The sequence below is a fragment of the Cupriavidus sp. FW216-B1 genome (genome assembly GCF_058789195.1).
In genome coordinates this window covers 51,510-75,476 of the sequence record NZ_JBYTEL010000009.1, presented here as the reverse complement: position 1 = coordinate 75,476, position 23,967 = coordinate 51,510, and the positions used below count along the sequence as shown (strand labels likewise).

Here is a 23,967-nt window from a genome sequence, read left to right as displayed (position 1 = left end):
GTCTCCTCGCTTCCGCCTCCATCTAACCTGCGAAAACCGTATATGCAATGTAACGAAGCGGTGCGTTTTGGACAAGCTAGAAGAAACCCTAGCCCCAAAATCGGGCATGTCTCCCCGTGATCACTCGCGGGCCCTGCCCAAGCGGGCCAGCAGCTCACCCATGATGCCGCGCCGGAAGGTCAGCACGCAGATCACGAAGATCACGCCGGTGACCATCGTCACCGACTCGCCCAGCGAGCCGAACCACTCGATGCCGGTGGCCGAGGCCAGGAAATTGCCGATGTCGCCGAGCTTGTTCTCCAGCGCCACCACCACGAAGGCGCCCACCAGCGGGCCCGACAGCGTGCCCAGGCCGCCCACCAGCGTCATCAGGATCACCGAGCCCGACATCGACCAGTGCACGTCGGTCAGCGTGGCGAAGCCCAGCACCAGCGCCTTGATCGAGCCGGCCAGCCCGGACAGCGCCGCCGACAGCACGAACACCATCAGCTTGAAGCGGTCGGTGCCGTAGCCCAGCGAGATGGTGCGCGGCTCGTTCTCCTTGATCGCCTTGAGGATCTGCCCGAACGGCGAATGCACGGTGCGCACGATCAGCGCGAAGGCCAGCACGATGATCAGCAGCGCCACGTAGTACAGCGTCAGGTCGCTGTCCAGCGGCAGCACGCCGAACAGCTTGCCGCGCGGAATGCCCTGCAGGCCGTCCTCGCCGCCGGTGTAGGGCACCTGCAGGCAGAAGAAGAACAGCATCTGCGCCAGCGCCAGCGTGATCATGGAGAAATAGATGCCCTGGCGGCGGATCGCGATCCAGCCCACCACGTAGCCGATCACCGCGCCGGTCAGCGTGCCCAGCACCAGCCCCACCTCCGGCGTCACGCCCCACACCTTCATGGCATGGCCGGCCATGTAGGCGGCGCCGCCGAAGAAGGCCGCGTGCCCGAACGACAGCAGCCCGGTGTAGCCGATCAGCAGGTTGAACGCGCACGCGAACAGCGCGAAGCACAGCACCTTGAGCACGAACACCGGATACGCCCCGGCCATCGGCGCCACCAGCAGCGCCACCAGCAGCAATCCATACCCCAGCCACAGTTTCTTCTGCACGCCCCGCCCCTGTCTTGTCTGCCCGGCGGCCGCGGCCGCGCCCGATGTCTGGCTCATCACTTCTCCCTCCCGAACAGCCCGGCCGGGCGCAGCATCAGCACGATCACCATGATGAAGAACACCACCGTGGACGACGCTTCGGGGTAGAACACCTTGGTCAGCCCCTCGATCACGCCCAGCCCCAGGCCGGTGAGGATCGAGCCCATGATCGAGCCCATGCCGCCGATCACCACCACGGCGAACACGATGATGATCAGGTTCTGCCCCATCAGCGGCGAGATCTGGATCACCGGCGCGGCCAGCACGCCCGCGAACGCCGCCAGCGCCACGCCGAAGCCGTAGGTCAGCGTCACCATCAGCGGCACGTTGACGCCGAACGCCTCCACCAGCTTGGGGTTTTCGGTGCCGGCGCGCAGGTAGGCGCCGAGCTTGGTCTTCTCGATCAGGAACCACGTGGCGAAGCACACCGCCAGCGACGCCACCACCACCCAGGCGCGGTAGTTGGGCAGGATCATGAAGCCGAGGTCGGTGGCGCCGGAGAGCAGTTCCGGCGTCGAGTACGGCAGGCCGGACACGCCGTAGATCGAGCGGAAGATGCCTTCGATCACTAGCGTGATGCCCAGCGTGAGCAGCAGGCCGTAGATGTGGTCGAGCTTGTAGATCCAGCGCAGCATGGTGCGCTCGATCACCACCCCGAGCAGCGCCACCACCAGCGGCGACAGCACCAGCATCACCCAGTAGTTGAGCTCGAAGTAGTTCATGCCCATCCAGGCCAGCACCGCGCCCAGCATGAACAGCGCCCCGTGGGCGAAATTGATGACGTTGAGCAGGCCGAAGATCACCGCCAGGCCAAGGCTCAGCATCGCGTAGAAAGCACCGTTGACCAGCCCCAGCAGCAACTGGGACAGCATGGCGGGCAAGGGAATACCGAAGATGTCCATCGCGGGCGTTACCGTTCGCGCGCCGGCCGGGAGGCGCGATGGCCTCCCGCGCGGGCGCAGTCAGATGAAGCGAAGCCGCGGCGCCCGCAACCCGGGCCGCCGCGGCGGGGACAGCACTCGCAGCTCAGGCGCTCACTTCTTCAGCAGCGCGCACTTCGATTCCGCCACCGTGGTGAAGGCCTGGTCGCCCGGGATGGTGGCGGCCACCTTCAGGTAGTCCCACGGCTTCTTCGACTCCGCCGGCGACTTCACCTGCATCAGGTACATGTCGTGGATGGCGCGGCCGTCCTGGCGGATGTAGCCCTTGGTGTAGAAGTCGTCGATCTTGGCCTTCTTCAGCTCGGCCATGACCTTGTCCGGATCGTCCGTCTTGGCCGTCTCCACCGCCCTCAGGTAGGTGCGGATGGCGGAGTAGTCGGCGGCCTGCAGGCTGCTCGGCATCTTCTTGGTCTTGCCGAAGAAACGCGTGGCGAACTTGCGCGTCTCGTCGTTCATGTCCCAGTACCAGCTGTCGGTCATCAGCAGGCCTTCGGTGTTCTTCAGCCCCAGGCTGTGCACGTCGTTGATGAACATCAGCAGCCCGGCGATCTTCATCGACTTGGTGATGCCGAATTCCTTGGCCGCCTTGATCGCGTTGATGGTGTCGCCGCCGGCATTGGCCAGGCCCAGGATCTGCGCCTTGGACGACTGCGCCTGCAGCAGGAACGAGGAGAAGTCGGATGCGTTGAGCGGATGGCGCACCTGGCCCACCACGGTGCCGCCGTTGGCCTTCACCACCGCCGCGGTGTCCTGCTCGAGCGAGTGACCGAACGCGTAGTCGGCGGTCAGGAAGAACCACGACTTGCCGCCCTGCTTGACCACCGCGCTGCCGGTGCCCTTGGCCAGCGCCACCGTGTCGTATGCGTAGTGCACCGTGTACGGCGAGCACTCCTCGTTGGTCAGGCGCGCCGAGCCGGCGCCGATGTTGAAGTAGACCTTCTTCTTCTCCGCCGCCACCTTGGCCATCGCCAGGCCGGTGGCGGAGTTGGTGCCGCCGAGCAGCATGTCCAGGCCCTGCTGGTCCATCCATTCGCGCGCCTTCGAGGCGGCGATGTCGGCCTTGTTCTGGTGATCGGCCGAGACCAGCTCGATCGGCTTGCCCAGCGCCTTGCCGCCCGCGTCCTCGATCGCCATCTTGATGGCTTCGAGGCCGGCCGGGCCGTCGATGTCGGCATACAGGCCCGACATGTCGGTGATGTAGCCGATCTTGACCGTATCGCCCGAAACCTGTGCCGAGGCCGAGCCCGTTGCCACGCCCGTTACGATGGCCGCCAGAGCAGCCGCCAGCCGAGTCATTTTCATTACCTGTCTCCTTAGTTTCGGCGGCACTTGTCGCCACCCGTTCCTGCCCTGAAACAAATGCCCGCGATGCCCGCGCGCGGCGCGCGCCGCATCAGACCCCGAGCAGCTCGTTGAGCACCGGCATCTTGGCCTGCAGTTCCGCCGCGGCGAAACGCTCGACGATGGTGCCGTGCTCCATCACGTAAAAGCGGTCGGCCAGCGGCGCGGCGAAGCGGAAGTTCTGCTCCACCATCACCACCGTGTAGCCCTTCTTCTTGAGCATCAGGATCATGCGCGCCAGCGCCTGCACGATCACCGGCGCGAGGCCCTCGGATATCTCGTCGAGCAGCAGCAGGTTGGCGCCGGTGCGCAGGATGCGCCCCACCGCCAGCATCTGCTGCTCGCCGCCCGACAGGCGCGTGCCCTGGCTCTGGCGGCGCTCCTTGAGGTTGGGGAACATCTCGTAGATCTCGGCCTCGCTCATGCCGGCGCCGCCATTGCCGCCGCCCTTGCCCTTGAGCAGCGGCGGCAGCATCAGGTTCTCCTCGCACGACAGGCTGGCGAAGATGCCGCGCTCCTCCGGGCAGTAGCCGATGCCGCAATGCGCGATCTTGTGCGTGGGCATGCCGATGGTCTCGGTGCCGTTGACGCGGATCGAGCCCTTGCGCTGGCCGGTCAGGCCCATGATGGCGCGCAGCGTGGTGGTGCGACCGGCGCCGTTGCGGCCCAGCAGCGTGACCACCTCGCCGCGGTTCACGGTCAGGTCCACGCCGTGCAGGATGTGCGATTCGCCGTACCAGGCGTGCAGGTCCTTGATTTCGAGTGCGGGCGTCGCCGATGTTGTGCTCATGCGGATTCCTCAGTGCGCGCCCTGCAGCTCGGCCTCGACGGTGCCCATGTAGGCTTCCATCACGCGCGGGTCCTTCGACACCTCCGCGTAGGGCCCCTCGGCGAGAATCGCGCCGCGCTGCAATACGGTGATCTTGTCGGCGATCGACGACACCACGTTCATGTTGTGCTCGACCATCAGGATGGTGCGCCCGGCCGCCACCTGGCGGATCAGCTCGGTGACGCGCGCCACGTCCTCGTGGCCCATGCCCTGCGTGGGCTCGTCCAGCAGCATCAGCTCCGGCTCCATCGCCAGCGTGGTGGCGATCTCGAGCGCGCGCTTGCGGCCGTACGGCAGGTTGACGGTGACGATCTGCGCGGCGTCGGCCAGGCCGACCTGCTCGAGCAGGTCCATGCTGCGCTCGTTGAGCACGTCGAGCGTGCGCTCGCTGCGCCAGAAATGGTAGGACGTGCCGAGCTGGCGCTGCAGGCCGATGCGCACGTTCTCCAGCACCGTCAGGTGCGGGAACACCGCCGAGATCTGGAACGAGCGGATCACGCCGCGCCGCGCGATCTGCGCGGGCGCTTCGCGCGTGATGTCGATGCCGTTGAAGAGAATGGTCCCCGTGGTCGGCTCGAGGAACTTCGTCAGCAGGTTGAAGCATGTCGTCTTGCCGGCGCCGTTGGGGCCGATCAAGGCATGGATGGAGCCGCGCCGCACCTTCAGGTTGACGTCGCTCACCGCGGTGAACCCCTTGAATTCCTTCGTGAGGTTCCGCGTCTCGAGGATCGTGTCTTGCTCGCTCATGGTCTCCTGCCCGCCCTCTTGTCGCGGCGCCGGCTTCTGGTCGGCACCGCCAAATGGTCAGAACCGTGGCGCTGTTTGCGCCACCACCGCACGAGTCACGCCAATCCAGTCGCGCTCCCCGTGGCTGTCGCGGCTTGCTGCGGCTTGTCTGCCGCTTATGCGCCGCTTGTCTTTTTTTGTTGCCGCCGATGCGGTCATGCACCCGCGCCGTGCGCCGGGCCTTCAACGCGCGACGCGCCCTGGGTAGGGCGCGCCAATGTGAGCGCTGCTGCACGGCATCTGGGCGTCTATTGTGTGCGTCTGCTGCGTCGCAAAACATCCGGGTTTGCACTGATCATGAAACATGAACCAGATGTCAGGTCCGGCAGTCAGGTCCGGGGCTCAGGTCCGTGCCGCCGCGCCGCCCTTCGCATGGAGCGCGTCGGGCACGCCGGCCGCGGCAACGGTGCCGGCAGCAGCCGCGCCCGTCACCGCCGTGCCGCCGATGCGCCGGCGGCGGTCCTCGCGGATCATGTCGCTGGCGCGCTCGGCGATCATGATGGTCGGCGAGTTGGTGTTGCCCGACGTGATCAGCGGCATCACCGACGCATCCACCACGCGCAGCCCGTCGACGCCGATCACGCGCAGGCGCTGGTCCACCACCGCGTCCGGATCGTCCGCGCGCCCCATGCGGCAGGTGCCGACCGGGTGGAAGATGGTGGTGCCGATCTCGCCGGCGGCCTGCGCCAGCTGCGCGTCGGTCTCGAAGGCCGGGCCCGGCAGCCATTCCTGCGGCTTGTACGGCGCCAGCGCCGGCGCGGCCACGATGCGCCGCGTCAGCCGCAGCGAGTCCGCGGCCACCTTGCGGTCTTCTTCGGTGGCGAGGTAGTTGGGCTCGATCAGCGGCGCCTTGCGGAAATCGGCGTCGCCGATGTGCACGCTGCCGCGCGAGGTCGGGCGCAGATTGCACACGCTCGCGGTGAACGCGTTGAAGCGGTGCAGCGGATCGCCGAACTTGTCGAGCGACAGCGGCTGCACGTGGTACTCCAGGTTGGCGCGCGCCTGCGTGGCGTCCGAGCGCGCGAACGCGCCCAGCTGCGACGGCGCCATGCTCATCGGCCCGCTCTGGTTGATCGCGTACTGCAGGCCGATGCCGAGCTTGCCCCACCAGCTTGCCGCGCGCGTGTTGAGCGTGCGCACGCCCTCCACCTTGACCACGGTGCGCAGCTGCAGGTGGTCCTGCAGGTTCTCGCCCACGCCCGGCAGCGCATGGCGCACCGCGATGCCGAGCGCGCCCAGGCGCTCGGGCTGGCCGATGCCGGACAGCTCCAGCAGCTGCGGCGAATTGACCGCGCCGGCCGCGAGGATGACTTCCTCGCGCGCCGCGGCCGCATGCGCGGCGCCGCCGCCCAGATAGGCCACGCCGCTGCAGCGGCGGGCGTCGAAGTTCAGCGCGCTGACCTGCGCGCCGGTGATGATGGTCAGGTTGGGCCGCTCGGCCGCGCGCCGCAGGAAGGCCTTGGCGGTGTTCCAGCGGATGCCGCGGCGCTGGTTGACCTCGAAGTAGCCCACGCCGAAGTTGTCGCCGCGGTTGAAGTCGTCGGTGCGCGGAATGCCGGCCTGCCCGGCCGCGTCGATGAAGCGCTCCAGGATGTCCCAGCGCAGCCGCTGGCCCTCCACGCGCCACTCGCCGCCGGCGCCGTGGAACGCGCTGGCGCCGCGGTGATGGTCCTCGCTGCGCTTGAACAGCGGCAGCACGTTGTCCCAGCGCCAGCCGTCGTCGCCGGTCAGGCGCGCCCAGTCGTCGTAGTCCTCGCGCTGGCCGCGCATGTAGATCATGCCGTTGATCGACGACGAGCCGCCCAGCACGCGCCCGCGCGGATAACCGAGCGCGCGGCCGTTGAGCCCGGCCTGCGCGGTGGTGCGGTACATCCAGTCGGTGCGCGGGTTGCCGATGCAGTACAGGTAGCCCACCGGGATGTGAATCCAGTGATAGTCGTCGCGCCCGCCCGCCTCGAGCAGCAGCACGCTCACGTCGGGGTCCTGGGTCAGGCGGTTGGCCAGCACGCAGCCGGCCGATCCCGCGCCGACGATGATGTAGTCGTAAGTCTCCATGCTTTTGTCTTTATCTGGCCTTGCGCCGCGGTTGCAATGGTTGAAGATGGGCCTGCGCCGGGGCGCGGCCTGCCGGTCTTGGGCCGTCGTGGCGCGCGATGGTTCACGCGCCCGCGGTCATGCCTGCGGTTGCAGGTGCTGGCGCAGCCAGCCGGCCAGCGCGGCGAACACCTCGCCGCGCAGCGGCTGCGCTTCGTTGAAGATCTCATGGTAGCCGCCGTCGAACCAGCGCATCTCGCGCAGGTCCGGCGGCGCGGCGTCGAAGAAGCGGCGGCTGCCGGCCGCGTCGACGATGCGGTCGGCGCCGGCCACCAGCAGCAGCGCGGGGGCTTCGAGCAGCGGCGCGTCGGCCTGCGCCTGCGCCATGCCGCGCACGAAGGTCTCCAGCACGCCGGCGCTGATGGTGCCCTGCACCAGCGGGTCGGCGCGGTACTGCGCCACCACCGCCGCGTCGTGCGACAGGTAGCGCGCCTCGATCGGATTGGGCACGCGCAGGTTCGGCGCCAGCGTCAGCAGCACGCGGTGCAGCATCAGCATCGCGCCGGACAGGCGCAGCGCCAGCGCCGGCGACGACAGCACCAGCGCGCGCACCGGCCGCACGCGCGCGGTGGCGAAGCGCGCCGCCACCAGCCCGCCCATGCTGTGGCCCAGCAGGAACGGCAGTTCCTGCCATTGGCCCACGGCGGCGTCATGGATCTCGGCAAGGTCTTCGACGTAGATGTCGGGATGCGGCGCCACCATGCGCGCGCCGCCGCTGGCGCCGTGGCCGCGCTGGTCGTAGGCGCGCACGCGCAGGCCCAGGCCGCACAGCAATTCGGCCACGTGCTGGTAGCGCCCGCAGTGCTCGGCCAGGCCGTGCACCAGCAGCAGCGAGCCGGTGGCTTCGGGGAACAGGGCGGGATCGGGCTGCCAGGTGCGCAGCAGCAGCTCGGTGCCGTCGCGCATGCGCTGGCGGCTCTCGGCGGGCACCAGCGGCCGCGCGGGCGCGCCCTGGTCCTCATCCGGGCCGGCGTACCCACCCGCGCCCGGCGCGGGCCGCGGCGCGCCGCCGGGCTCGGCGGGGACAGCGGGGACAGCGGGGACAGCGGTACTCGGTTGGTCCATCCGGTTGGTCTCCATATCCGTTCCGCTCGCGTTGCGCCCGCCGGCGCGCCTGTGCCGGGGCGCGGCTAGGCCGCCGCGCCGTGGCGGTGGCAGGATGGCAGCGCCATGTCGCCATCGCCATCGCCGCCGCCATCCGCGTCTCTGTCCGCTTCTCTGCCCGCTTTTCCGTCGACTTCGCCGTCGCCGAGCCGCGCCATGTCGGCCAGGATCGGGCAATCCGGCCGGTGGTCGCCGCTGCACGCCTCGGCCAGTTGGCGCAGCGTGTCGCGCATGGCGGCCAGCTCGGCGATGCGCTGCTCCAGGTCCGCCACGTGGCGCAGGGTCAGCGCCTTGACGTCGGCGCTGGCGCGCGCGCGGTCGTGCCACAGCGACAGCAGGCCGCGGATCTCGTCCAGCGAGAACCCGAGATTACGGGCCCGCCGCACGAAGCGCAAGGTGTGCACCGCGCGCTCGTCGTAGCGGCGGTAGCCGCCCTCGCTGCGCGGCGGCGGCGCCACCAGGCCGATCGCTTCGTAGTGCCGGATCATCTTGGCGGACACGCCCGAGGCCTGTGCCGCATCGCCGATATTCATGCTTGTTCTCCCGCCGGTTTCCAGCGCCGCAGCAGCAGCGCGTTGCCGACCACGCTCACGCTGGAGAACGCCATCGCCGCGCCCGCCACCACCGGGTTGAGCAGGCCGGCCGCCGCCAGCGGGATGCCGATCACATTGTAGAAGAAGGCCCAGAACAGGTTCTCGCGGATCTTGCGCACGGTGCGGTGCGAGATGCCCAGCGCGTCGGCCACCAGCGCCGGGTCGCCGCGCATCAGCGTGATGCCGGCGGCATGCATGGCCACGTCGGTGCCGGTCGACATGGCGATGCCCACGTCGGCCGCGGCCAGCGCCGGCGCGTCGTTGATGCCGTCGCCGACCATCGCCACCACCGCGCCGCCGGCCTTGAGCGCCAGCACGCGCTCGGCCTTGTCGGCGGGCAGCACCTCGGCCTGCACTTCGTCGATGCCGAGCGCCTCGGCCACGCGCGCGGCGGCGCCGCGGTTGTCGCCCGACAGCATCACGGTGCGCACGCCGGCCGCGCGCAGCCGCTCGATGGCCCGGCGCGCGCCGGGCTTGATGGCGTCGCCGAAGGCCACCAGCCCCAGCACGCGCGGCGCGCCGGCCACGCCGACATCGATCAGCCACGACACCGTGCGGCCCTCGTCCTGCAGCGCCTGCGCGCGCGCCTGCAGCGTACCCGCCGCCGCGCCCAGCGAGGCGCGCAGCCGCTCGCTGCCGAGCTGCAGCGCCATGCCCCCGACCGTGCCGGCCAGGCCCACGCCCGGCAGCGCGCGCACCTCGGCGGCGGCCGGCGCCGTCACGCCGCGCGCGCGTGCCGCGGCCAACACCGCGTGCGCGAGCGGATGCTCGCTGCCGGCCTGCAGCGCGGCCAGCAGCGCCAGCACGCGCAGTGCCTCGCCTTCGCCCGCGCCCTCCGGCACCGCCAGCGCCACCACTTCCGGCTTGCCGACCGTGAGCGTGCCGGTCTTGTCGAAGGCCACCACCTTGACGCGGTGTGCCACTTCGAGCGCCTCGGCGTCCTTGATCAGGATGCCGGCGCGCGCGCCGGCGCCGGTGCCGGCCATGATGGCGGTCGGCGTGGCCAGCCCCAGCGCGCACGGGCAGGCGATCACCAGCACCGCCACCGCGTTGAGCAGCGCCGCTTCCCAGTCGCCGCCGAGCACGCCCCAGCCCAGCAGCGTGAGCAGCGCGATGCCCAGCACCACCGGCACGAACACCGCGCTGACGCTGTCGACCATGCGCTGGATCGGCGCCTTGGCCGCCTGCGCGTGCTCCACCATGCGGATGATGCGCGCCAGCACCGTTTCCGCGCCCACCGCCACGGTGCGCGCCACCAGCCGGCCTTCGTAGTTGATGGCGCCGCCGGTGAGGCGGTCGCCGGGCGCCTTGGGCACCGGCAGGCTCTCGCCGGTGAGCATCGATTCGTCGGCGTGGCTGGTGCCCTCGATCACTTCGGCGTCCACCGGCACGCGCGCGCCCGGCAGCACCACGATCTCGTCGCCCACCCGCACCGACGCCAGCGGCACCGTGGCCTCCACGCCGGCGCGGCGCACGATGGCGCTGTCCGGGCGCAGCGCCGCCAGCGCGCGGATCGCCTCCGCGGTCTGGCGCTTGGCGCGCGTCTCCATCCACTTGCCCAGGCGCACCAGCGTGATGACCACCGCCGCGCTCTCGAAATACAGGTGCGGCATGCCGTCCGCGCCGCGCCACATCAGCCACAGCGACAGGCCGTAGGCCGCCGAGGTGCCGAGCGCGACCAGCAGGTCCATGTTGCCGGCGCCGGCGCGCGCGGCCTTCCAGCCCGCCTTGTAGAAGCGCCAGCCGAACACGAACTGCACCGGCGTGGCCAGCAGCCACTGCACCCACGCCGGCAGCATCCAGTGCACGCCGAACCACCCGGCCACCATCGGCGCCACCAGCGGCAGCGACAACGCGGCCGCGAGCGCCACCGGCCACGGCCCGGACCAGAAGCTCTCGCGCGGCGCCGCGCCCGCCGGCTGCTCCTCGCTCACCGGCACTGCGCCATAACCGGCGCGCGCCACCGCGGCGACCAGCGCGGCGGCGTCCACCGCGCCGCGCGGCACGGTCACGGCCGCGCGCTCGGTCGCCAGGTTGACCTGGGCGTCGACCACGCCCGGCACGGCCTTGAGCGCGCGCTCCACGCGCGCCACGCAGGACGCGCAGGTCATGTCGCTGATCGACAGCTCGACGGCCTGGTACGGCACTTCGTAGCCGGCGGCCTTCACCGCCGCCGCCGCGGCCGGCAGCACGGCGGCGCTGTCGGCCTGCAGCGTGGCTTCCTCGGTGGCGAGATTCACGGCGACCTGGCGCACGCCGGGCACCTTGGCCAGCGCGTTCTCGACGCGCCGCACGCACGAGGCGCAGGTCATGCCGCCGATGGGCAGGCGCCATTCGGCATCCGGCGCGCCGGACAGGGGAAGAGTCTGGGATGAAGCGGACATGGCTTGAAGGGAGAGGATTCCACGGTGACGACAAGCGCATCATGGACCTTACCATGTTGGGAAGGTCAAGGCCGGAATCAAGCCATGCCCAGGTCACTTTGCCGCACCCGGCGTTTCGCCGGAAAAGCGCTTGCGCTTCCCACAGTGGGAAGGTGCACACTTCACACCGTATCGCAGGGCCGGCCGCCGCGCGCAGCGGTTGGTACGCTCCGGCGATTGCGCTTTTGTTTACGCCCGTTTCCGTTCCAACAGGAGAACCCAGATGATCCAGTTCCAGGTTGAAGGCATGTCGTGCGGCCACTGCGTGGGCGCCATCACCCGCGCCGTGCAGGCCGTCGACCCGGCCGCCAAGGTCTCGGCCGACATCCCCGCGCAGGCCGTGACCGTGGAAGCCACGGCCAGCACCGAGGCGCTGCGCGCGGCCATCGAGGAAGCCGGTTATCCGGTCAAGGGCTGAAGCGCGCACCGCGCGCCTGCGCCCGCCCCGCGAAGAAAAAAGGGCTTCCGGAAACGGAAGCCCTTTTGCGTGGCGCGGCGTGCGCTCAGAAGCGGTAGCCCACGCTCAGGAACGTCACCACCGGGTCGATCTTGATCTTGGTATGCGACTGCACGGTCTGGTTGGCGCCCGCGCCGGCGTTGCGCGCCGTGAAGCTGGCGGTGGTCGACAGCGGCAGGTAGGACACCGAGAGGCCGACGAACCAGTTGTCGGTCACGGCGTAGTTGGCGCCGACGTTGAACACCGGGTTCCACGAGCTCTTGGCGCTGGCCGTCATGGTCGCGCCCGGGCCGAACTCGGATTTCACGAAGGTCTGGTTGCTGATGGTTTCGTCGGTAAACCACGTGTAGTTCACGCCGATGCCGACATACGGGCGGAACCGGGACTTGGCTTCCAGGAAATGGTACTTCACCAGCATCGCCGGGCTCCACTGCTTCACGTTGCCCAGCATGCCGTACTTGGCGAAGGCGCCCTCGCCCGCGACGTCATGCTTGGGCGGGAGGCCGACCACGAACTCGACGCCGATGTTGTCGGTGAAATAGTGCTCCAGCGAGATGCCCACCGTGTCCGCCGTCTTGACCTCGGCACCCGTGCCGGCCTTGGGCACGCCGACCGGGAAGCCGTTGATGCTGTCCACGGTGAGCGGGTCCGCCGAGCTGTTCGGCATCAGCCGGAACCAGCCCAGGCTGACGACGTTGCTGCCGGCGCTCTGCGCCTGCGCGGCGCCTGCGATCAGCATGGCAACGCTGGCCACCAGGATCTTTTTATGGGTCATGCCTGCTCCTTGTCGTTTCTCTCTTCCTCGAGTTGAGGGGTGCATTATCCCGTCTGGGGTGTGCCGCCTGTTTCAAACGTGCAACGCTTTCATAGAGCGAGGCCCCTAAAGAGCGGGTTAACCACTAAGAAAATGGGGAGTACGCCAGAAAACCGCGCGAAAACTGTACCGAATTTGCGACGCCTGCCCGCCGCGAAACCTACTCCGCGGTAAAGGCCTACTGGGGACAAGGGAATTCAGGCGGGCGCGGCGGCGGCGGGCGCCCGCCGGCCGCCGCTTCGGGATGCCTCAGGCGGCACCCGCCGCGCCCGGCGCAAGCGCGGCGCTGGCCAGCACGCAGGCCGCCAGGTCCCACAAGGCGTAGCCCACGCTCTTGAACACCAGCGGGCTGCCGCCGCGCGCGCGCAGCGCGTCGGCCGCGAGGATGGCCTGCTCGAACGGCTGCACGGTGGCCCAGTCGATGCCGGCCTGCAGCAGGTCGCCGGCCTCGTCCTCGATGCCGAACAGGGTGTCGGCCAGCAGCCGGCCGCTGGCCGACGCGGCCCGGCACAGCGCCGGCGGCAGCTCGCACATCTCGGGGCGGAAGGCGCCCACCGCGGCGATGAAGTGGTCGTCGCGCCACAGGCCGCTGTCGAGGTCGGGCAGCACCGGCGCCAGGCTGGAAGTCACCGTGACCACCATCGACACCCGCGGCAGTACCGCGCGCACGTCGTCCACCGCCTGCGCCTCGGTGCCGAGCGCGCGCGCGTGCGCGGCCAGCGCCCCGGCCTTGGCGGCGGTGCGCGAATGCAGCCACACGCGGCGCGGCGCCAGCCCGGCGATGAAAGCTTCGAGATGGGTCAGCGCCTGCACCCCGGCGCCGACGATCAGCAGCTCGCCGTCCGGGCGCGGCGCGAACCGCTGCGCGGCCAGCAGCGAGACCGCCGCGGTGCGCCGCCCGGTCACGGTGGGCCCGTCCAGCAGCGCCAGCCGCCGGCCGGTGTGGGCGTCGGCCACCACCACTTCGCCGAGGATGCTGGGCAGGCCGCGGCGCGGGTTGTCCGGGTGCACGGTGATGTTCTTGGTCATCACCAGCTCGCGGTTGCAGGCCGGCATCACCAGCAGCGTGCCCGCGCCGCCCCCGGCGTCGCCCACCGGCAGGGCGATGCGCGGCGGCGCCGTGGCGGTGCCGGCGCGCAGCTCGGCCAGCATGTCGGCGATGGCGCGCGCCAGTTCCGGGTACGGCAGGCGGGCGGCGGTCTGGTCGGCGTCGAGCGGGGCGAGGGACACGGCGGGTGGCTCCGGAAGCGGTTTGCGATGCGGGATTATCCGCGATTGCCGCCCTTCCCCGCTCGCCCGTTCAGCGCGCCAGCAGCGGCATGACCTGTTCCGGATAGCGCGTACCCGCCGCTGCGTCGGGCGGGAACACGGCGTCGATCGCCGCCAGGTCGGCTGCGTCCAGCGTCACGTCCAGCGCGCCGAGGTTGTCGTCGAGGTTGGCCACGCGCCGCGTGCCGGGAATCGGCACCACGTCCTCGCCGCGCGCCAGCACCCAGGCCAGCGCCAGTTGCGCCGGCGTGCAGCCCTTGCCGCGCGCGATGTCCCTGACCTTGTCGGCCAGCGCCAGGTTGCGCGCGAAGTTCTCGCCGACGAAGCGCGGGCTGGCGCGGCGGTAGTCGTCGGCGGCGAAATCGTCCGGGCTGCGGATCGCGCCGGTGAGAAAGCCGCGCCCGAGCGGGCTGTACGGCACGAAGGCCACGCCGAGCCGCCGGCAGGTGGCCAGGATGCCCTGCGCGCCGCCCGCTTCCACGTCGCGCGTCCACAGCGAATACTCGCTCTGCAGCGCGGCGATCGGGTGCACCGCGTGCGCGCGCTCGAGCGTGCCGGCGCCGGCCTCCGACAGGCCCAGCCAGCGCACCTTGCCCGCGCGCACCAGCTCCGCCATCGCGCCCACGGTTTCCTCGATCGGCACCTGCGGGTCCACGCGGTGCTGGTAGTACAGGTCGATGTGGTCCAGGCCGAGCCGCTTCAGGCTGGCGTCGCAGGCGGCGCGCACGTACTCGGGGCGGCCGTCGACGCCGCGCGCCACCGGGTTGGCCGGATCGCGCACGATGCCGAACTTGGTGGCCAGCACCACGCCGTCGCGGCGGTCGGCGATGGCGCGGCCGACCAGGCGCTCGTTGGTGTGCGGGCCGTAGATGTCGGCGGTGTCGATCAGGTTGACCCCGCGCGCCAGCGCATGGTGGATGGTGCGGATCGATTCGGCGTCGTCGTGCGCGCCGTAGAACTCGCTCATGCCCATGCAGCCGAGGCCGAGCGGAAAGACTTCGGGGCCGTGGCGGCCCAGCTTGCGTAATGCGGTCATGCCCACTCCTGGAAAGACGTTGGCGGAACACCGGCGGGCGGCGGCCCGCCCGCGCATGGCGCGCCCGCACGGCAGCGGGAGCGCGCAACCCTGGCAGCATAGGCCGGATCGGCGCCGCGTGCCGGCCTGCCGGCGGGCCGCCCCCGTGCCGCTCAAGCGCCTCAGCCGCGCGGCGCGCCCTTCGCCACCGCGCCGCGCACCTCGATGCCGATGCGGTCCACCACCTTGCCGCCGGCGTCGAGCAGCTCCACCCGGTGCCGCCCCGGCCACGGAAACCACGCCATCTGCGCGCCGCGCCCGAGCGGCTTGCCGTCGACGCGCCAGCGCACGCCCTGCGCCGCCCGCCCGCCCGCGCCCTCGGCGCGGAACCAGACCCGCTGCGCCGCCGGCGGGATGTCCGGGTCGAGCGCGAACACGGTGCCGTCGGCGGGACTGCCGATGGCGGGCACGCCATCCTGTGCCGGCGCCACGCCGGCCACGTCGACCCCATCGACCCCATCGACCACGCGCATGGCCGTGCCCGCGAGGAACACTTCCTCGCGCGCCGGCTCCAGGTCGCCGGCAAAGCGCAGCGCCACGCGCTCCACGCCGGCCGGCATGGCCGGCGCCGCGCTCGGCACCGCGCGGTGCAGCGCTTCCATGACGTCGTGCCACACCGGCGCGGCGCCCGCCACGCCGGACACCTCGTGCATGCTCGCGCCGCTGGCGTTGCCGACCCACACGCCCACGGTGTAGCGCTGCGACCAGCCGATGCACCAGTTGTCGCGCATGTCCTTCGAGGTGCCGGTCTTCACCGCGGTCCAGAAGCGCGTGGTGAGCGGGCTGTCCAGGCCGAAGGTGCGCGCCCGCGCGTGGCGGTCCGACAGCACGTCGGCGATCAGGTAGCTGGCCGCCGGCGACATCACCGCGCGCGCCGCCGGCGCGGCGGCCCCCGCGCGCATGCGCACCGGCGCATAGGCGCCGCCGTTGGCGAACGCGCGGTACGCATTGGCCAGCGCCAGCAGCGGCACGTCGGCGCTGCCCAGCGCGAGACTGTAGCCGTAGTAGTCGCCGGCCTGCGGCAGCGGCAGCCCGAGCGCGACCAGGCGCTGGTGGAAGCGGTGCGGCGTGACCATCACCAGCGTGCGCACCGCCGGCACGTTGAGCGACGACGCCAGCGCCGCGCGCATGCTGACCCAGCCGGCATAGCGATGGTCGTAGTTCTGCGGCACGTAGAGCCCGCCCGCGCCGCCGGCGGGCAGGTTGACGGGGCGGTCGTCGAGCAGCGAGGCCGGCGTCAGGCGCCGCGCCTCCAGCGCCTGCGCGTAGAGGAAGGGCTTGAGCGTGGAGCCGGCCTGGCGCGGCGCCGCGGCGTGGTCCACCTGCGCCGCGCCGGACAGCGCGCCGGACGAGCCCACGTAGGCCAGCACCTCGCCGCTGGCGTTGTCGAGCACCACCACCGCGCCGTCCTCGACGTTGCGCCCGGCCAGCTCGCGCAGGTGCCGCCCGAGGCTGTCGGCGGCGAGGCGCTGCAGGCCGGCGTCGAGCGTGGAGGTGATCGATGCCGGCACCGCGCCGGCCGCGCGCGCCTGCGCCACCAGCAGGCGCGCCAGGTGCGGCGCGAGGTCGGGGCCGGACACCGCGGCTGCCGCAACCGGCGTGCCCGCCGCGGCGCCGCCGCGCGGCAGCGTCAGTTGCGCGAAGCCGTCCAGCCCTTCACAGGCTTTCGGCAGGCCCTGCTCGCGCAGGATGCCGCAGGCGCGCTGCGCGACCTGCGCCGCGCGCGCGTTGGGCGCGCGCACCAGCGCCACCGCCAGCGCCGCCTCGCGCGCGTCGAGCCCGCTCGGATACTTGCCGAACAGCGCCTGCGACAGCGCCGACAGGCCCACCAGCTCGCCCCGGAACGGCACCAGGTTGAGATAGGCCTCGAGGATCTGGTCCTTGCTCCAGTCGCGCTCGAGCGCGGCGGCGCGCAGCGCCTGCGCCATCTTCTGCCCCACGCTGCGCCCGCCCGCGCGGCGCAGGTCGTCGTCGAGCAGGCCGGCAAGCTGCATGGTCAGCGTGGAGGCGCCGCGCGTGCGCGTGTTCCACAGGTTGGCCCACGCCGCCGCCGCCACGCCCTGCCAGTCCACGCCGCTGTGCGCATAGAAGCGCCGGTCCTCCGACAGCACGATGGCGGTGCGCACCGCCGGCGAGATCTCCGCCAGCGTGACCCAGTCCCCGCGGCGCGCGCCGAAATCCTCGCGCACGCGCGACAGCGGCGCGCCGTGGCGGTCGAGCACGATCACGTCGGCGCTGCGCCAGCCGGCGCGCACGCTGTCGTACGAGGGCAGCGCGTGTGCTGCCGCGCTTGCCGCCATGCAGGCGGCGGCCAACGTGGCGCGCGCCGCGCGGCTCATTCCCCGCGCCCCGCCACCACGCCGGCCACCAGCAGCACCTGCGCCGCAGCGTAGGTCCACCAGATGCCCAGCGCGAAGGTCTCGAACGGCACCAGGAAGCGCGCGCTGCCGATCAGCGCGTCGGACACCGCGAAGCACAGCGCGCCGATGGCCGCCAGCGGCGTGGGCAGCCTCGCCGCCAGCGCCGCGCACGCCATTGCCGCGAGCGCGATCACGTAGACGGTGACGGGCGCGGCCAGCGCCCCGAGGTTGGGCCAGAAGCGCCCGAGCATGGCGCCCGCCGCGCCCATCACCACGCCGCAGCCGACCAGGCGGTGCGGCCGCCAGTCGCCGGCCATCGGCACGAACAGGCCGAGGTAGGCCAGGTGCGCGAGCAGGAACGCGCCCAGGCCGCCGATGAACGACACCGACAGCCACGGCATCGCCAGCAGGAAGTCGCCCACCGCCGAGCACAGCAGCGCCGCCATCAGCCAGCGCCGCTCGCGCGGCACCGGGTGGTAGCGCGCCGCGCGCGCCAGCATCAGCGCCATCGCCGTCTTCCACACCGGCTGGAAGGCGATCTGGCCGCTCAGCTGCGCGCCGGGCTGCGCGTCCATCGCCACCGTGACCAGCATGCCGCCGTAGACCAGGCCGGCCAGCGTGCCGGCCAGCCACCATTCGCGCACGCGCGCGGGCATCATCATCGCAAGCCAGCTCAAGGGCGCGCTCCTACGGTCAGCCTTGCATTGGGTTGGGCGCCGAACACGTCCGGCGCGTACATCGCTTCCACACGCGTGGGCGGCAGCGCGAACTCGCCGGCGTTGTTCAGGCGCACCGTGTATTCGACGGTGGCGCTGCCGCGCGGCAGGTAGGCGTAGTACTCGCGGTAGGCCTGCTGCGTGCGCTCGGTGAAGGCCGGCCACGCGCCTGTGCGCCGCTGGCCGCGCGTGGCGATGTCCGAGTCGCGCCCGAGGCCGCTGCCGAGAATGGTGGCGCCGGCGGGAACGGGGTCGCTCACCACCACCCAGGTCATGTCGGCCTGCGCGTCGACCTGCAGCGTCACGCGGTAGGTATCGCCGCGCGACCACTTGCCCGCCACCGCCTGCTCCACCGGCGTCACGCTGCGCGTGATGCGGTAGCCGGCCGCGAGCGGCGCGGCCAGCGGCACCGCCGCCAGCGCGCGCACCGTGGCCCACGGCCGCCCGGCGCCCTGCTGGTCGGCGCGCAAGGTGGCGGTGCCGTCCTGCGGCCACGGCAGGCTCACGCTGCCCGCGGCCACGCCGTCGCGGCTGGCCGCGCGCGCCCACTCGAACGCGCGCGTGGCGTCCGGCACGCCCGCCACGCCTTCCAGCGCCACGCGCGTGGCGCCGGCCACCGGCGTCTTCTCGAAGGCCTGCGCGAAGCGCGCCACCGCCAGCGCGCCCCACGCGTTGGCGGTGGTGGTGCCCCACGCGCCGCGCACCTGCCGGCCCAGCAGGCCGGCGGCAAGCTGCGCGGCCTCGTCCTTCCAGCCGGGCAAGTCGAGCGACAGCGCCAGCAGCCGCGCGGCGTTGAGATCGGCGCCGCTCATCAGCCACCACCAGTTGTCCTCGCGCTCGGTGGAGAACGCCAGGCGCGTGCCCTGCACGGTCAGGCGCGCGCGCAGGATCTGCTGCGCCTGCGCGAGGCGCGCCTCGCGCTGCGGGATGTCGTGCACGCGGCTCAGCAGCGCGATCCAGTCGAGCAAGGCGGAGGTGGGCCACTGCTGCGGCAGGATCTGGATCGCGCCGAGCATGCGCGCCTGCGCGTGGCCGCTGCGCGAGAGCGCCTCGAGCGCGGCCAGCTTGCGCACTTCCAGGTCCTGCGTGGGCGCCCAGCGCTCGCGCTTGATGCGACCCTCGACGAAGGCCGCGAGGCCGCTCTCCATGCGCGCGCGGGTCTCGTCGGGCAGGCGCAGCGGCAGGCCCGCGCGCACCGCCTCGTCCGACAGCGCCAGCAGGTAGGCGGTGAGCACCTCGCTGCCGGCGGCGTCGTTCTGCAGCGGGAAATACGCCGCCAGTCCGTCATCGTCGAGATAGCCCGGCAGCTGCGCCGTGAGCGCGCTCCACTGCGCGGCGTCGCCGAGGCCCACCGCGCGCGAGGCGCGCTGCTCCAGGCACGAGAACGGATAGTCGCGGAACCACGCGCGCACGCCGGGCATGCCGCCCGCGAGCGACGCCTGCAGGTCGACCTGCAGGCCGCCGCGCGGCCGGCCCGCGGCGTCGGCCAGCGCGCCCTGCGGCGCGCGCACCGGCACCGCCAGCGCGGGCGCGAGCTGCGCCAGCGTGGCCTGCTGCACCGCGAGCGGCACCGCCGGCACCAGTTGCTGCGCGAGCCTGACGCGGTCGGCCGCGCCGCCCTTGCCCTGCTCGCCGGCCTCCACTTCCCACTGCACGGTGCCTTCCTGCGCGAACGCGCCCGCGGGCAGCAGCGGCGCGCTCACGTCCCAGCCGATCTCGCGCGACGCGCCGGCCGGGATCTCCACCGTCTGCGCCGGCAATGCCGGCGCCGCCTGTTGCGCAGGCTGCGAAGGCCCGCCCATGCGCGCCACCGCCTGCACCGTCATCGCCCGCTGCGTGGTATTGCGCAGCGTGAACATGGCGCGGTAGCGGTCTTCCTCGCGCACCAGCGGCGGCAGGCCGGAGATCAGCTGCAGGTCCTGCGTGGCGGCCACCGTGGCGCTGCCGCTGCCGAAGCGGCTCACGCCGAGGTCGGCCACGGCGACGATGCGAAAGCGCGTGAGCGAATCGTTGAGCGGCACCGTCAGCGTGGCGCGCCCGGCGCCGTCGAGCGGCACGCGCGGGTTCCACAGCAGCAGCGTGTCGAACAGCTCGCGCGTGGGGCTCTTGCCGCCGCCCCCGCCAGCCGGCACCGCCTTGCGGCCATAGTGCCGGCGGCCGACGATCTCCATCTGCGCGGTGGCGGTCTCCACGCCGTAGGCGCGCCGCCGCAGCATGGCGCCGAGCAGGTCCCAGCTGGTGTTGGGCATCAGCTCGAGCAGGGCCTCGTCCACCGCGGCCAGCGCGACTTCGCCGTTGGCCGCGGGCTTGCCGTCGGGCAGCGTGACCTGCACCGCCACCTGGGCCTTGCCGCGCACCGGATAGCTGGCCTTGTCGGGCGTCACCTTCACGTCCAGGCGGTAGCCTTCGTCGCCGACGCGGATCTCCGCCAGGCCGAGGCGGAAGGCCGGCTTGGACAGGTCGACCAGCGCGCTCGGCGCGGCGTATTCGCGGCCCTCGCTGCGGAAGGCCTGCCACCATGCGAGCGGCTGGCGCCAGCCCCAGGTGAAGAACGAATACCACGGCACCTCGCGCAGCCGCCCGCGCAGCGCCAGCACCGAAACGTACACGTTCGGCCCCCACTCTGGCCTGACCTTGACGCGCACGGTCGGGTCGCGCCCGTCGAGCTCGACCACGCTGGCTTCCAGCACGCCCTCGCGCTCCACCGACACCAGCGCGGTGGCATGGCGGAACGGCATGCGCACCTGGAACACGGCGGTCTCGCCCGGCGCGTAGGCCTTCTTCTCGGGCAGCAGGTCGATGCGGTCGTTGTTCTCGCCGCCGAACCACAGCTCGCCCTGGCGCGTGACCCACACGCTGGTGGCGGCCTGCGACATGCGCCCGGCGTTGTCGCGCGCCTGCGCCACCAGCTCGACCTCGCCGGCCTCGGGCAGCGCCACCTCGCACTGCATGCGGCCCCGCGCGTCGGTGCGGCCTTCGCAGACGCTGCCGAGGTCGCGCGTCTGGCTGCTGTTGTCGTAGCGGTAGAAGCCGCCCACCACGCGCTTGCGCACCGAGGTGGTGGTGCGCAGCAGCGCGCGCACCGCGACCGGCGCGTCGGCCTGCGGGCGGCCCTGGGTGTCGAGCACGAGGCCGTTGACCTTGAGCTTCTGCCTGACCGACACCCAGTTCTCGGTGCGGATGCCCGCCACCACCGCCGCCGGCCACAGCGGCACGGTCTGGCGCAGCGTCTGGATCTCGCCGTTGGGATCGGCGAAGCCGGTTTCCACCACGAGGTCCCTGGGTGCGTCCACGCGCGGCAGGTTCTTGAGCGTGAGCGCGCCGCCGCCGTTCTTGTCGAGCCTGAGCGGCAGCTTGTCGGCGACCAGCTTCTGGCCGTCGTCGCGCGCGGCGCCGTCCTCGCTCTCGTCCTCGTCGCCGGAGGACGGCTCGCCGCCCTTGCGCTGCGGGCGCGGCGGCGCGAAGGCGTAGTCGCCGTAGTCGGCAAAGCTCACGGACTTGCCGCGCAGCAGCGCCGACACCTGCACCGGCAGGCCCGCCGCGCCACCGCCCGACACGTAGTGCACTTCCAGGTCGAGCGGCACCTCGGCCGGCGCCACCAGCGCGCCGCCGCCGCCGGCCTTGAGCGTGCCGGCCAGCACCGGCAGGCGGAACGCCTCGACGCGGAAGCTGCCGCTGTCGAACGTGCGCTCGCGCGCATCGCTGAACGACACCGTGTAGACGCCCAGCTTGGCCGCCGCCGGCACCGCGAAGGCGCTCTCGGCGCTGCGCCCGCCGGTGGCGGTGGTCCGCCACCGCACCGGCTGCTCGTAGGTCTGCCCACTGCCTTCGTGGCGGATCACCATCTTGCCGGGCATGGCCTCGTCGCCCGACGGCAGCGCGAAACCGTTCGCGGTCTCGGTGCGGATCAGGTGCTTCATCGACACGGTCTCGCCGGCGCGCAGCAGCGTGCGGTCGAACACGGTGGCGATGCGCACGTCGGGCGTGGCGCTGGTGTCGGTGGGCACGTTGAAGCGCCAGCTTTCGATGCCCTGGTTCCAGCCGGACATGACGAAGGCCATGTCGGCCTGGCCGCGCGCCTGCGGGTGGTCGGCGCCGATACGCGCGGAGACGAAATAGCCGGACAGGCCGGTGTCGCCGCAGTCGCGCTCGCGCGCGTCCTCGACCGCGCCGAAGCTGGCCAGCCCGGCGGCGTCGGTGCGCGCCGAGGCCAGCAGGCGGCCGCCGCAGTCGCGCAGCGCCACCGCGGCGTTGGCCACCGGCTTGCCGTCGTCGAGCGTCGTGACCCAGGCCAGCGCGGTCATCTTGCCGGGGCCGCGCGCGAGCTTGAAATGCACGCCGAGGTTGGTCACCAGCGCGGCGGTGCGCACGTACATCGGCGCCTGCCGGCCGAGCAGCGCCTCGCCCAGCATCGGCGAGGCGATCTCCACCACGTGGAAGCCGGCCTCGGGCAGCGGGATGCCGACCACCTCGAACGGGCGCGGCGCCTTGCCGCCGGGGTCGGACAACTGCGGGATGGCGAGCTTGCGCGCGCCGGGCACGCCCTCGAGCAGCGACACCGAGCGCGTTTCGATGGCGGGCGCGTTGCGCGGGTTGACGACGTCGCCGGGCGCGCGGCCGGCCAGGATGGCGTCGAGCTCGCCGCGGGTCCAGGCGCTTTCGTGCAGGCGGCGCACCAGCGCGTACCAGCGCAGCACCGCGCCGTCGTCGTCCACCTTGAGCCGGCGCACGGTGCCGGCCTGGGCGCGCACGCCGAGCGCGGGCAGGTCGGCCTCGACGTTGCGCAGCGTGACCGGCAGCAGCGCCGGATAGTCGGCCGGCGCGCGGCCCTTGGGCAGTTCGCCGAAGCGCTCCAGCACGCCGAACGGCGCGGCCGGAAACTTCGCCAGCGGCGGCATGGCGGCGGTGGCGAACTTGAGCGGGAACAGGTCCGCGTTGGCCAGCGCGCGGCCGCTGTCGTCCTTCAGGCCCGCGGGCACCGACAGCGTGAATTCGGTCTTCTCGGCAAACGGCGGCGCGAAGGTGACGCTGCCGACCGGCGCGTCGCGCGCGGCGCCGGACTCGAACTGCGGCGCGCGCGGGCCCTTGGGGGTGTTCAGCACGATGTGCTCGGCGTCCTTGCGCGAGATCGGCGCCGAGAACGACAGCGACACCGGCCGCAGCGGCGTGCACGGCGACTGCGCGCGCTCGCGCTCGCACGAGAAGCTGGCGGTGAAGGGCTCGCGCACGGTGTAGTCGAAGCGGCGCTCGTCGCGCGCGGCCACGCCGGACGGCGCGGCGATGCCGCCGCCCAGCACCAGTTGCATGCGCGCGCCGGCGGGCAGGCGCTGCTGGCACGCCAGCAGGTGCACGGTATCGGCCTGCTCCGCCTTGAGCTTCCAGCGCAGCGCGGCCAGCACGGCCTCGCGCTCCTGGCCGCCGAGCAGCCGCACCGGGATGCGCTCGCCCAGGCCCTGCGCCTGGCACCACGCGGCCGCGCGCACCGAATCGGGCGTGGCCGCGCCGTTGAAGCGCAGTGCGAAGACCTGCTCTTCCTCGATCTCGCCGCCGGCCGGGCGCGCCGACACCACCGCCGGTCCGCCAGTCTCGAAACGGTATTCCGGCTTGCCGGCGTAGGCCTTGCCGGCCTCGCTCCGGAGGCCGGCCGCGATGCGCACCGCGCATTTGACGCCGGGCGGCAGGTCGCGCGTGAAATCGAACACCCAGTTGCGCGCATCGACCCAGCGCGCGTGGCCCTCGACGGCCGCGCCGCTGCACGACACGGCGGCGGGCGCGGCGGCCTGCGCGTCGCCGAGCGGCACCATCGCCTCGTCGAAGCGGATCGCCACCTGCCGCGCGCGCGCGGCCTCGCCCTCGGGCGAGAAGCGGACCACCTGCGCGGCCTGCGCCACGCCCGGCAGCAGCGCCGCCAGGGCACCCGCCAATGCCAGCGCGGCAGCCTGCCAGCGCCCGCGCTGCGCGCGCCTGCCAATCCGAGCGACGATCTGCGTCATCCTGTCCCCTTCCGTTTGCGGCACCGGGCGAGGGT

General features: G+C 72.2%; 16 protein-coding genes. 1 reads left to right on the top strand and 15 read right to left on the bottom strand.

Annotated elements, in window-relative coordinates:
* Window positions 1-120: 120 nt before the first annotated feature.
* The 9 genes from AC3WXD_RS19640 to AC3WXD_RS19600 all read right to left on the bottom strand — a co-directional run bounded on the left by AC3WXD_RS19640 (window position 121) and on the right by AC3WXD_RS19600 (window position 11,209).
* The gene (locus tag AC3WXD_RS19640; RefSeq protein ID WP_059410927.1) at window positions 121-1,155 is read right to left on the bottom strand and encodes a branched-chain amino acid ABC transporter permease; all 1,035 of its coding nucleotides are present in this window, start codon (window positions 1,153-1,155) and stop codon (window positions 121-123) included.
* Window positions 1,155-2,039, bottom strand: a complete 885-nt coding sequence (locus tag AC3WXD_RS19635) for a branched-chain amino acid ABC transporter permease (protein WP_020200473.1) — start codon at window positions 2,037-2,039, stop codon at window positions 1,155-1,157. The genes AC3WXD_RS19640 and AC3WXD_RS19635 overlap by 1 nt, the downstream gene beginning before the upstream one ends.
* A gap of 132 nt (window positions 2,040-2,171) precedes the next feature.
* A complete protein-coding gene (locus tag AC3WXD_RS19630; protein WP_020200474.1) occupies window positions 2,172-3,380 on the bottom strand; it encodes an ABC transporter substrate-binding protein in 1,209 nt (402 codons plus the stop codon).
* 91 nt (window positions 3,381-3,471) lie between these two features.
* Window positions 3,472-4,209, bottom strand: a complete 738-nt coding sequence (locus tag AC3WXD_RS19625) for an ABC transporter ATP-binding protein (RefSeq protein WP_020200475.1) — start codon at window positions 4,207-4,209, stop codon at window positions 3,472-3,474.
* 9 nt (window positions 4,210-4,218) lie between these two features.
* A complete protein-coding gene (locus AC3WXD_RS19620) occupies window positions 4,219-4,995 on the bottom strand; it encodes an ABC transporter ATP-binding protein (RefSeq protein ID WP_020200476.1) in 777 nt (258 codons plus the stop codon).
* Window positions 4,996-5,376: 381 nt separating this feature from the next.
* On the bottom strand, window positions 5,377-7,089 hold the full coding sequence (locus AC3WXD_RS19615; RefSeq protein ID WP_492324491.1) for a GMC family oxidoreductase: 1,713 nt from the start codon (window positions 7,087-7,089) through the stop codon (window positions 5,377-5,379).
* Window positions 7,090-7,206: 117 nt separating this feature from the next.
* Entirely contained in the window at window positions 7,207-8,193 is a 987-nt protein-coding gene (locus AC3WXD_RS19610) for an alpha/beta hydrolase (RefSeq protein ID WP_492324490.1), read from the bottom strand.
* 65 nt (window positions 8,194-8,258) lie between these two features.
* Window positions 8,259-8,765 carry a Cu(I)-responsive transcriptional regulator gene (gene cueR / locus AC3WXD_RS19605; RefSeq protein ID WP_492324489.1) on the bottom strand — a complete coding sequence of 169 codons (507 nt, stop codon included), beginning with the start codon at window positions 8,763-8,765 and terminating at the stop codon, window positions 8,259-8,261.
* Window positions 8,762-11,209 (bottom strand): heavy metal translocating P-type ATPase, encoded by a 2,448-nt coding sequence (locus tag AC3WXD_RS19600; protein ID WP_492324488.1) that lies wholly within the window; start codon window positions 11,207-11,209, stop codon window positions 8,762-8,764. Before AC3WXD_RS19600 ends, cueR begins: the two co-directional genes overlap by 4 nt.
* 262 nt (window positions 11,210-11,471) lie before the next feature.
* On the opposite strand from AC3WXD_RS19600, the gene AC3WXD_RS19595 reads away from it, so the two are divergent.
* Entirely contained in the window at window positions 11,472-11,666 is a 195-nt protein-coding gene (locus AC3WXD_RS19595) for a heavy-metal-associated domain-containing protein (RefSeq protein ID WP_059410931.1), read from the top strand.
* Between the two features lie 85 nt (window positions 11,667-11,751).
* Here the strand turns inward: AC3WXD_RS19595 and AC3WXD_RS19590 are convergent, their stop codons facing one another.
* From AC3WXD_RS19590 to AC3WXD_RS19565, 6 genes are all read right to left on the bottom strand, one after another.
* Window positions 11,752-12,480 (bottom strand): OmpW/AlkL family protein, encoded by a 729-nt coding sequence (locus tag AC3WXD_RS19590; RefSeq protein ID WP_020200482.1) that lies wholly within the window; start codon window positions 12,478-12,480, stop codon window positions 11,752-11,754.
* 288 nt (window positions 12,481-12,768) lie between these two features.
* The gene (locus AC3WXD_RS19585) at window positions 12,769-13,749 is read right to left on the bottom strand and encodes a delta(1)-pyrroline-2-carboxylate reductase family protein (protein WP_020200483.1); all 981 of its coding nucleotides are present in this window, start codon (window positions 13,747-13,749) and stop codon (window positions 12,769-12,771) included.
* Window positions 13,750-13,819: 70 nt separating this feature from the next.
* Window positions 13,820-14,824: an aldo/keto reductase gene (locus AC3WXD_RS19580; protein ID WP_492324487.1), complete on the bottom strand. Its 1,005-nt coding sequence runs from the start codon at window positions 14,822-14,824 to the stop codon at window positions 13,820-13,822.
* Window positions 14,825-14,985: 161 nt separating this feature from the next.
* Window positions 14,986-17,202 carry a penicillin-binding protein 1C gene (pbpC, locus tag AC3WXD_RS19575; protein ID WP_492324486.1) on the bottom strand — a complete coding sequence of 739 codons (2,217 nt, stop codon included), beginning with the start codon at window positions 17,200-17,202 and terminating at the stop codon, window positions 14,986-14,988.
* Window positions 17,199-17,900 carry a lysoplasmalogenase gene (locus tag AC3WXD_RS19570; protein WP_020423607.1) on the bottom strand — a complete coding sequence of 234 codons (702 nt, stop codon included), beginning with the start codon at window positions 17,898-17,900 and terminating at the stop codon, window positions 17,199-17,201. Before AC3WXD_RS19570 ends, pbpC begins: the two co-directional genes overlap by 4 nt.
* Complete coding sequence (locus AC3WXD_RS19565; protein WP_492324485.1) at window positions 17,897-23,932, bottom strand: alpha-2-macroglobulin family protein; 6,036 nt, start codon at window positions 23,930-23,932, stop codon at window positions 17,897-17,899. The genes AC3WXD_RS19570 and AC3WXD_RS19565 overlap by 4 nt, the downstream gene beginning before the upstream one ends.
* Window positions 23,933-23,967 lie beyond the last annotated feature (35 nt).

What these genes read in the sequence shown, in the direction of transcription:
- AC3WXD_RS19640 (WP_059410927.1), bottom strand. Translation starts at nt 1,155, where the DNA reads ATGAGCCAGACATCGGGCGCGGCCGCGGCCGCCGGGCAGACAAGACAG.
- AC3WXD_RS19635 (WP_020200473.1), bottom strand. Translation starts at nt 2,039, where the DNA reads ATGGACATCTTCGGTATTCCCTTGCCCGCCATGCTGTCCCAGTTGCTG.
- AC3WXD_RS19630 (WP_020200474.1), bottom strand. Translation starts at nt 3,380, where the DNA reads ATGAAAATGACTCGGCTGGCGGCTGCTCTGGCGGCCATCGTAACGGGC.
- AC3WXD_RS19625 (WP_020200475.1), bottom strand. Translation starts at nt 4,209, where the DNA reads ATGAGCACAACATCGGCGACGCCCGCACTCGAAATCAAGGACCTGCAC.
- AC3WXD_RS19620 (WP_020200476.1), bottom strand. Translation starts at nt 4,995, where the DNA reads ATGAGCGAGCAAGACACGATCCTCGAGACGCGGAACCTCACGAAGGAA.
- AC3WXD_RS19615 (WP_492324491.1), bottom strand. Translation starts at nt 7,089, where the DNA reads ATGGAGACTTACGACTACATCATCGTCGGCGCGGGATCGGCCGGCTGC.
- AC3WXD_RS19610 (WP_492324490.1), bottom strand. Translation starts at nt 8,193, where the DNA reads ATGGACCAACCGAGTACCGCTGTCCCCGCTGTCCCCGCTGTCCCCGCC.
- cueR (WP_492324489.1), bottom strand. Translation starts at nt 8,765, where the DNA reads ATGAATATCGGCGATGCGGCACAGGCCTCGGGCGTGTCCGCCAAGATG.
- AC3WXD_RS19600 (WP_492324488.1), bottom strand. Translation starts at nt 11,209, where the DNA reads ATGTCCGCTTCATCCCAGACTCTTCCCCTGTCCGGCGCGCCGGATGCC.
- AC3WXD_RS19595 (WP_059410931.1), top strand. Translation starts at nt 11,472, where the DNA reads ATGATCCAGTTCCAGGTTGAAGGCATGTCGTGCGGCCACTGCGTGGGC.
- AC3WXD_RS19590 (WP_020200482.1), bottom strand. Translation starts at nt 12,480, where the DNA reads ATGACCCATAAAAAGATCCTGGTGGCCAGCGTTGCCATGCTGATCGCA.
- AC3WXD_RS19580 (WP_492324487.1), bottom strand. Translation starts at nt 14,824, where the DNA reads ATGACCGCATTACGCAAGCTGGGCCGCCACGGCCCCGAAGTCTTTCCG.
- pbpC (WP_492324486.1), bottom strand. Translation starts at nt 17,202, where the DNA reads ATGAGCCGCGCGGCGCGCGCCACGTTGGCCGCCGCCTGCATGGCGGCA.
- AC3WXD_RS19565 (WP_492324485.1), bottom strand. Translation starts at nt 23,932, where the DNA reads ATGACGCAGATCGTCGCTCGGATTGGCAGGCGCGCGCAGCGCGGGCGC.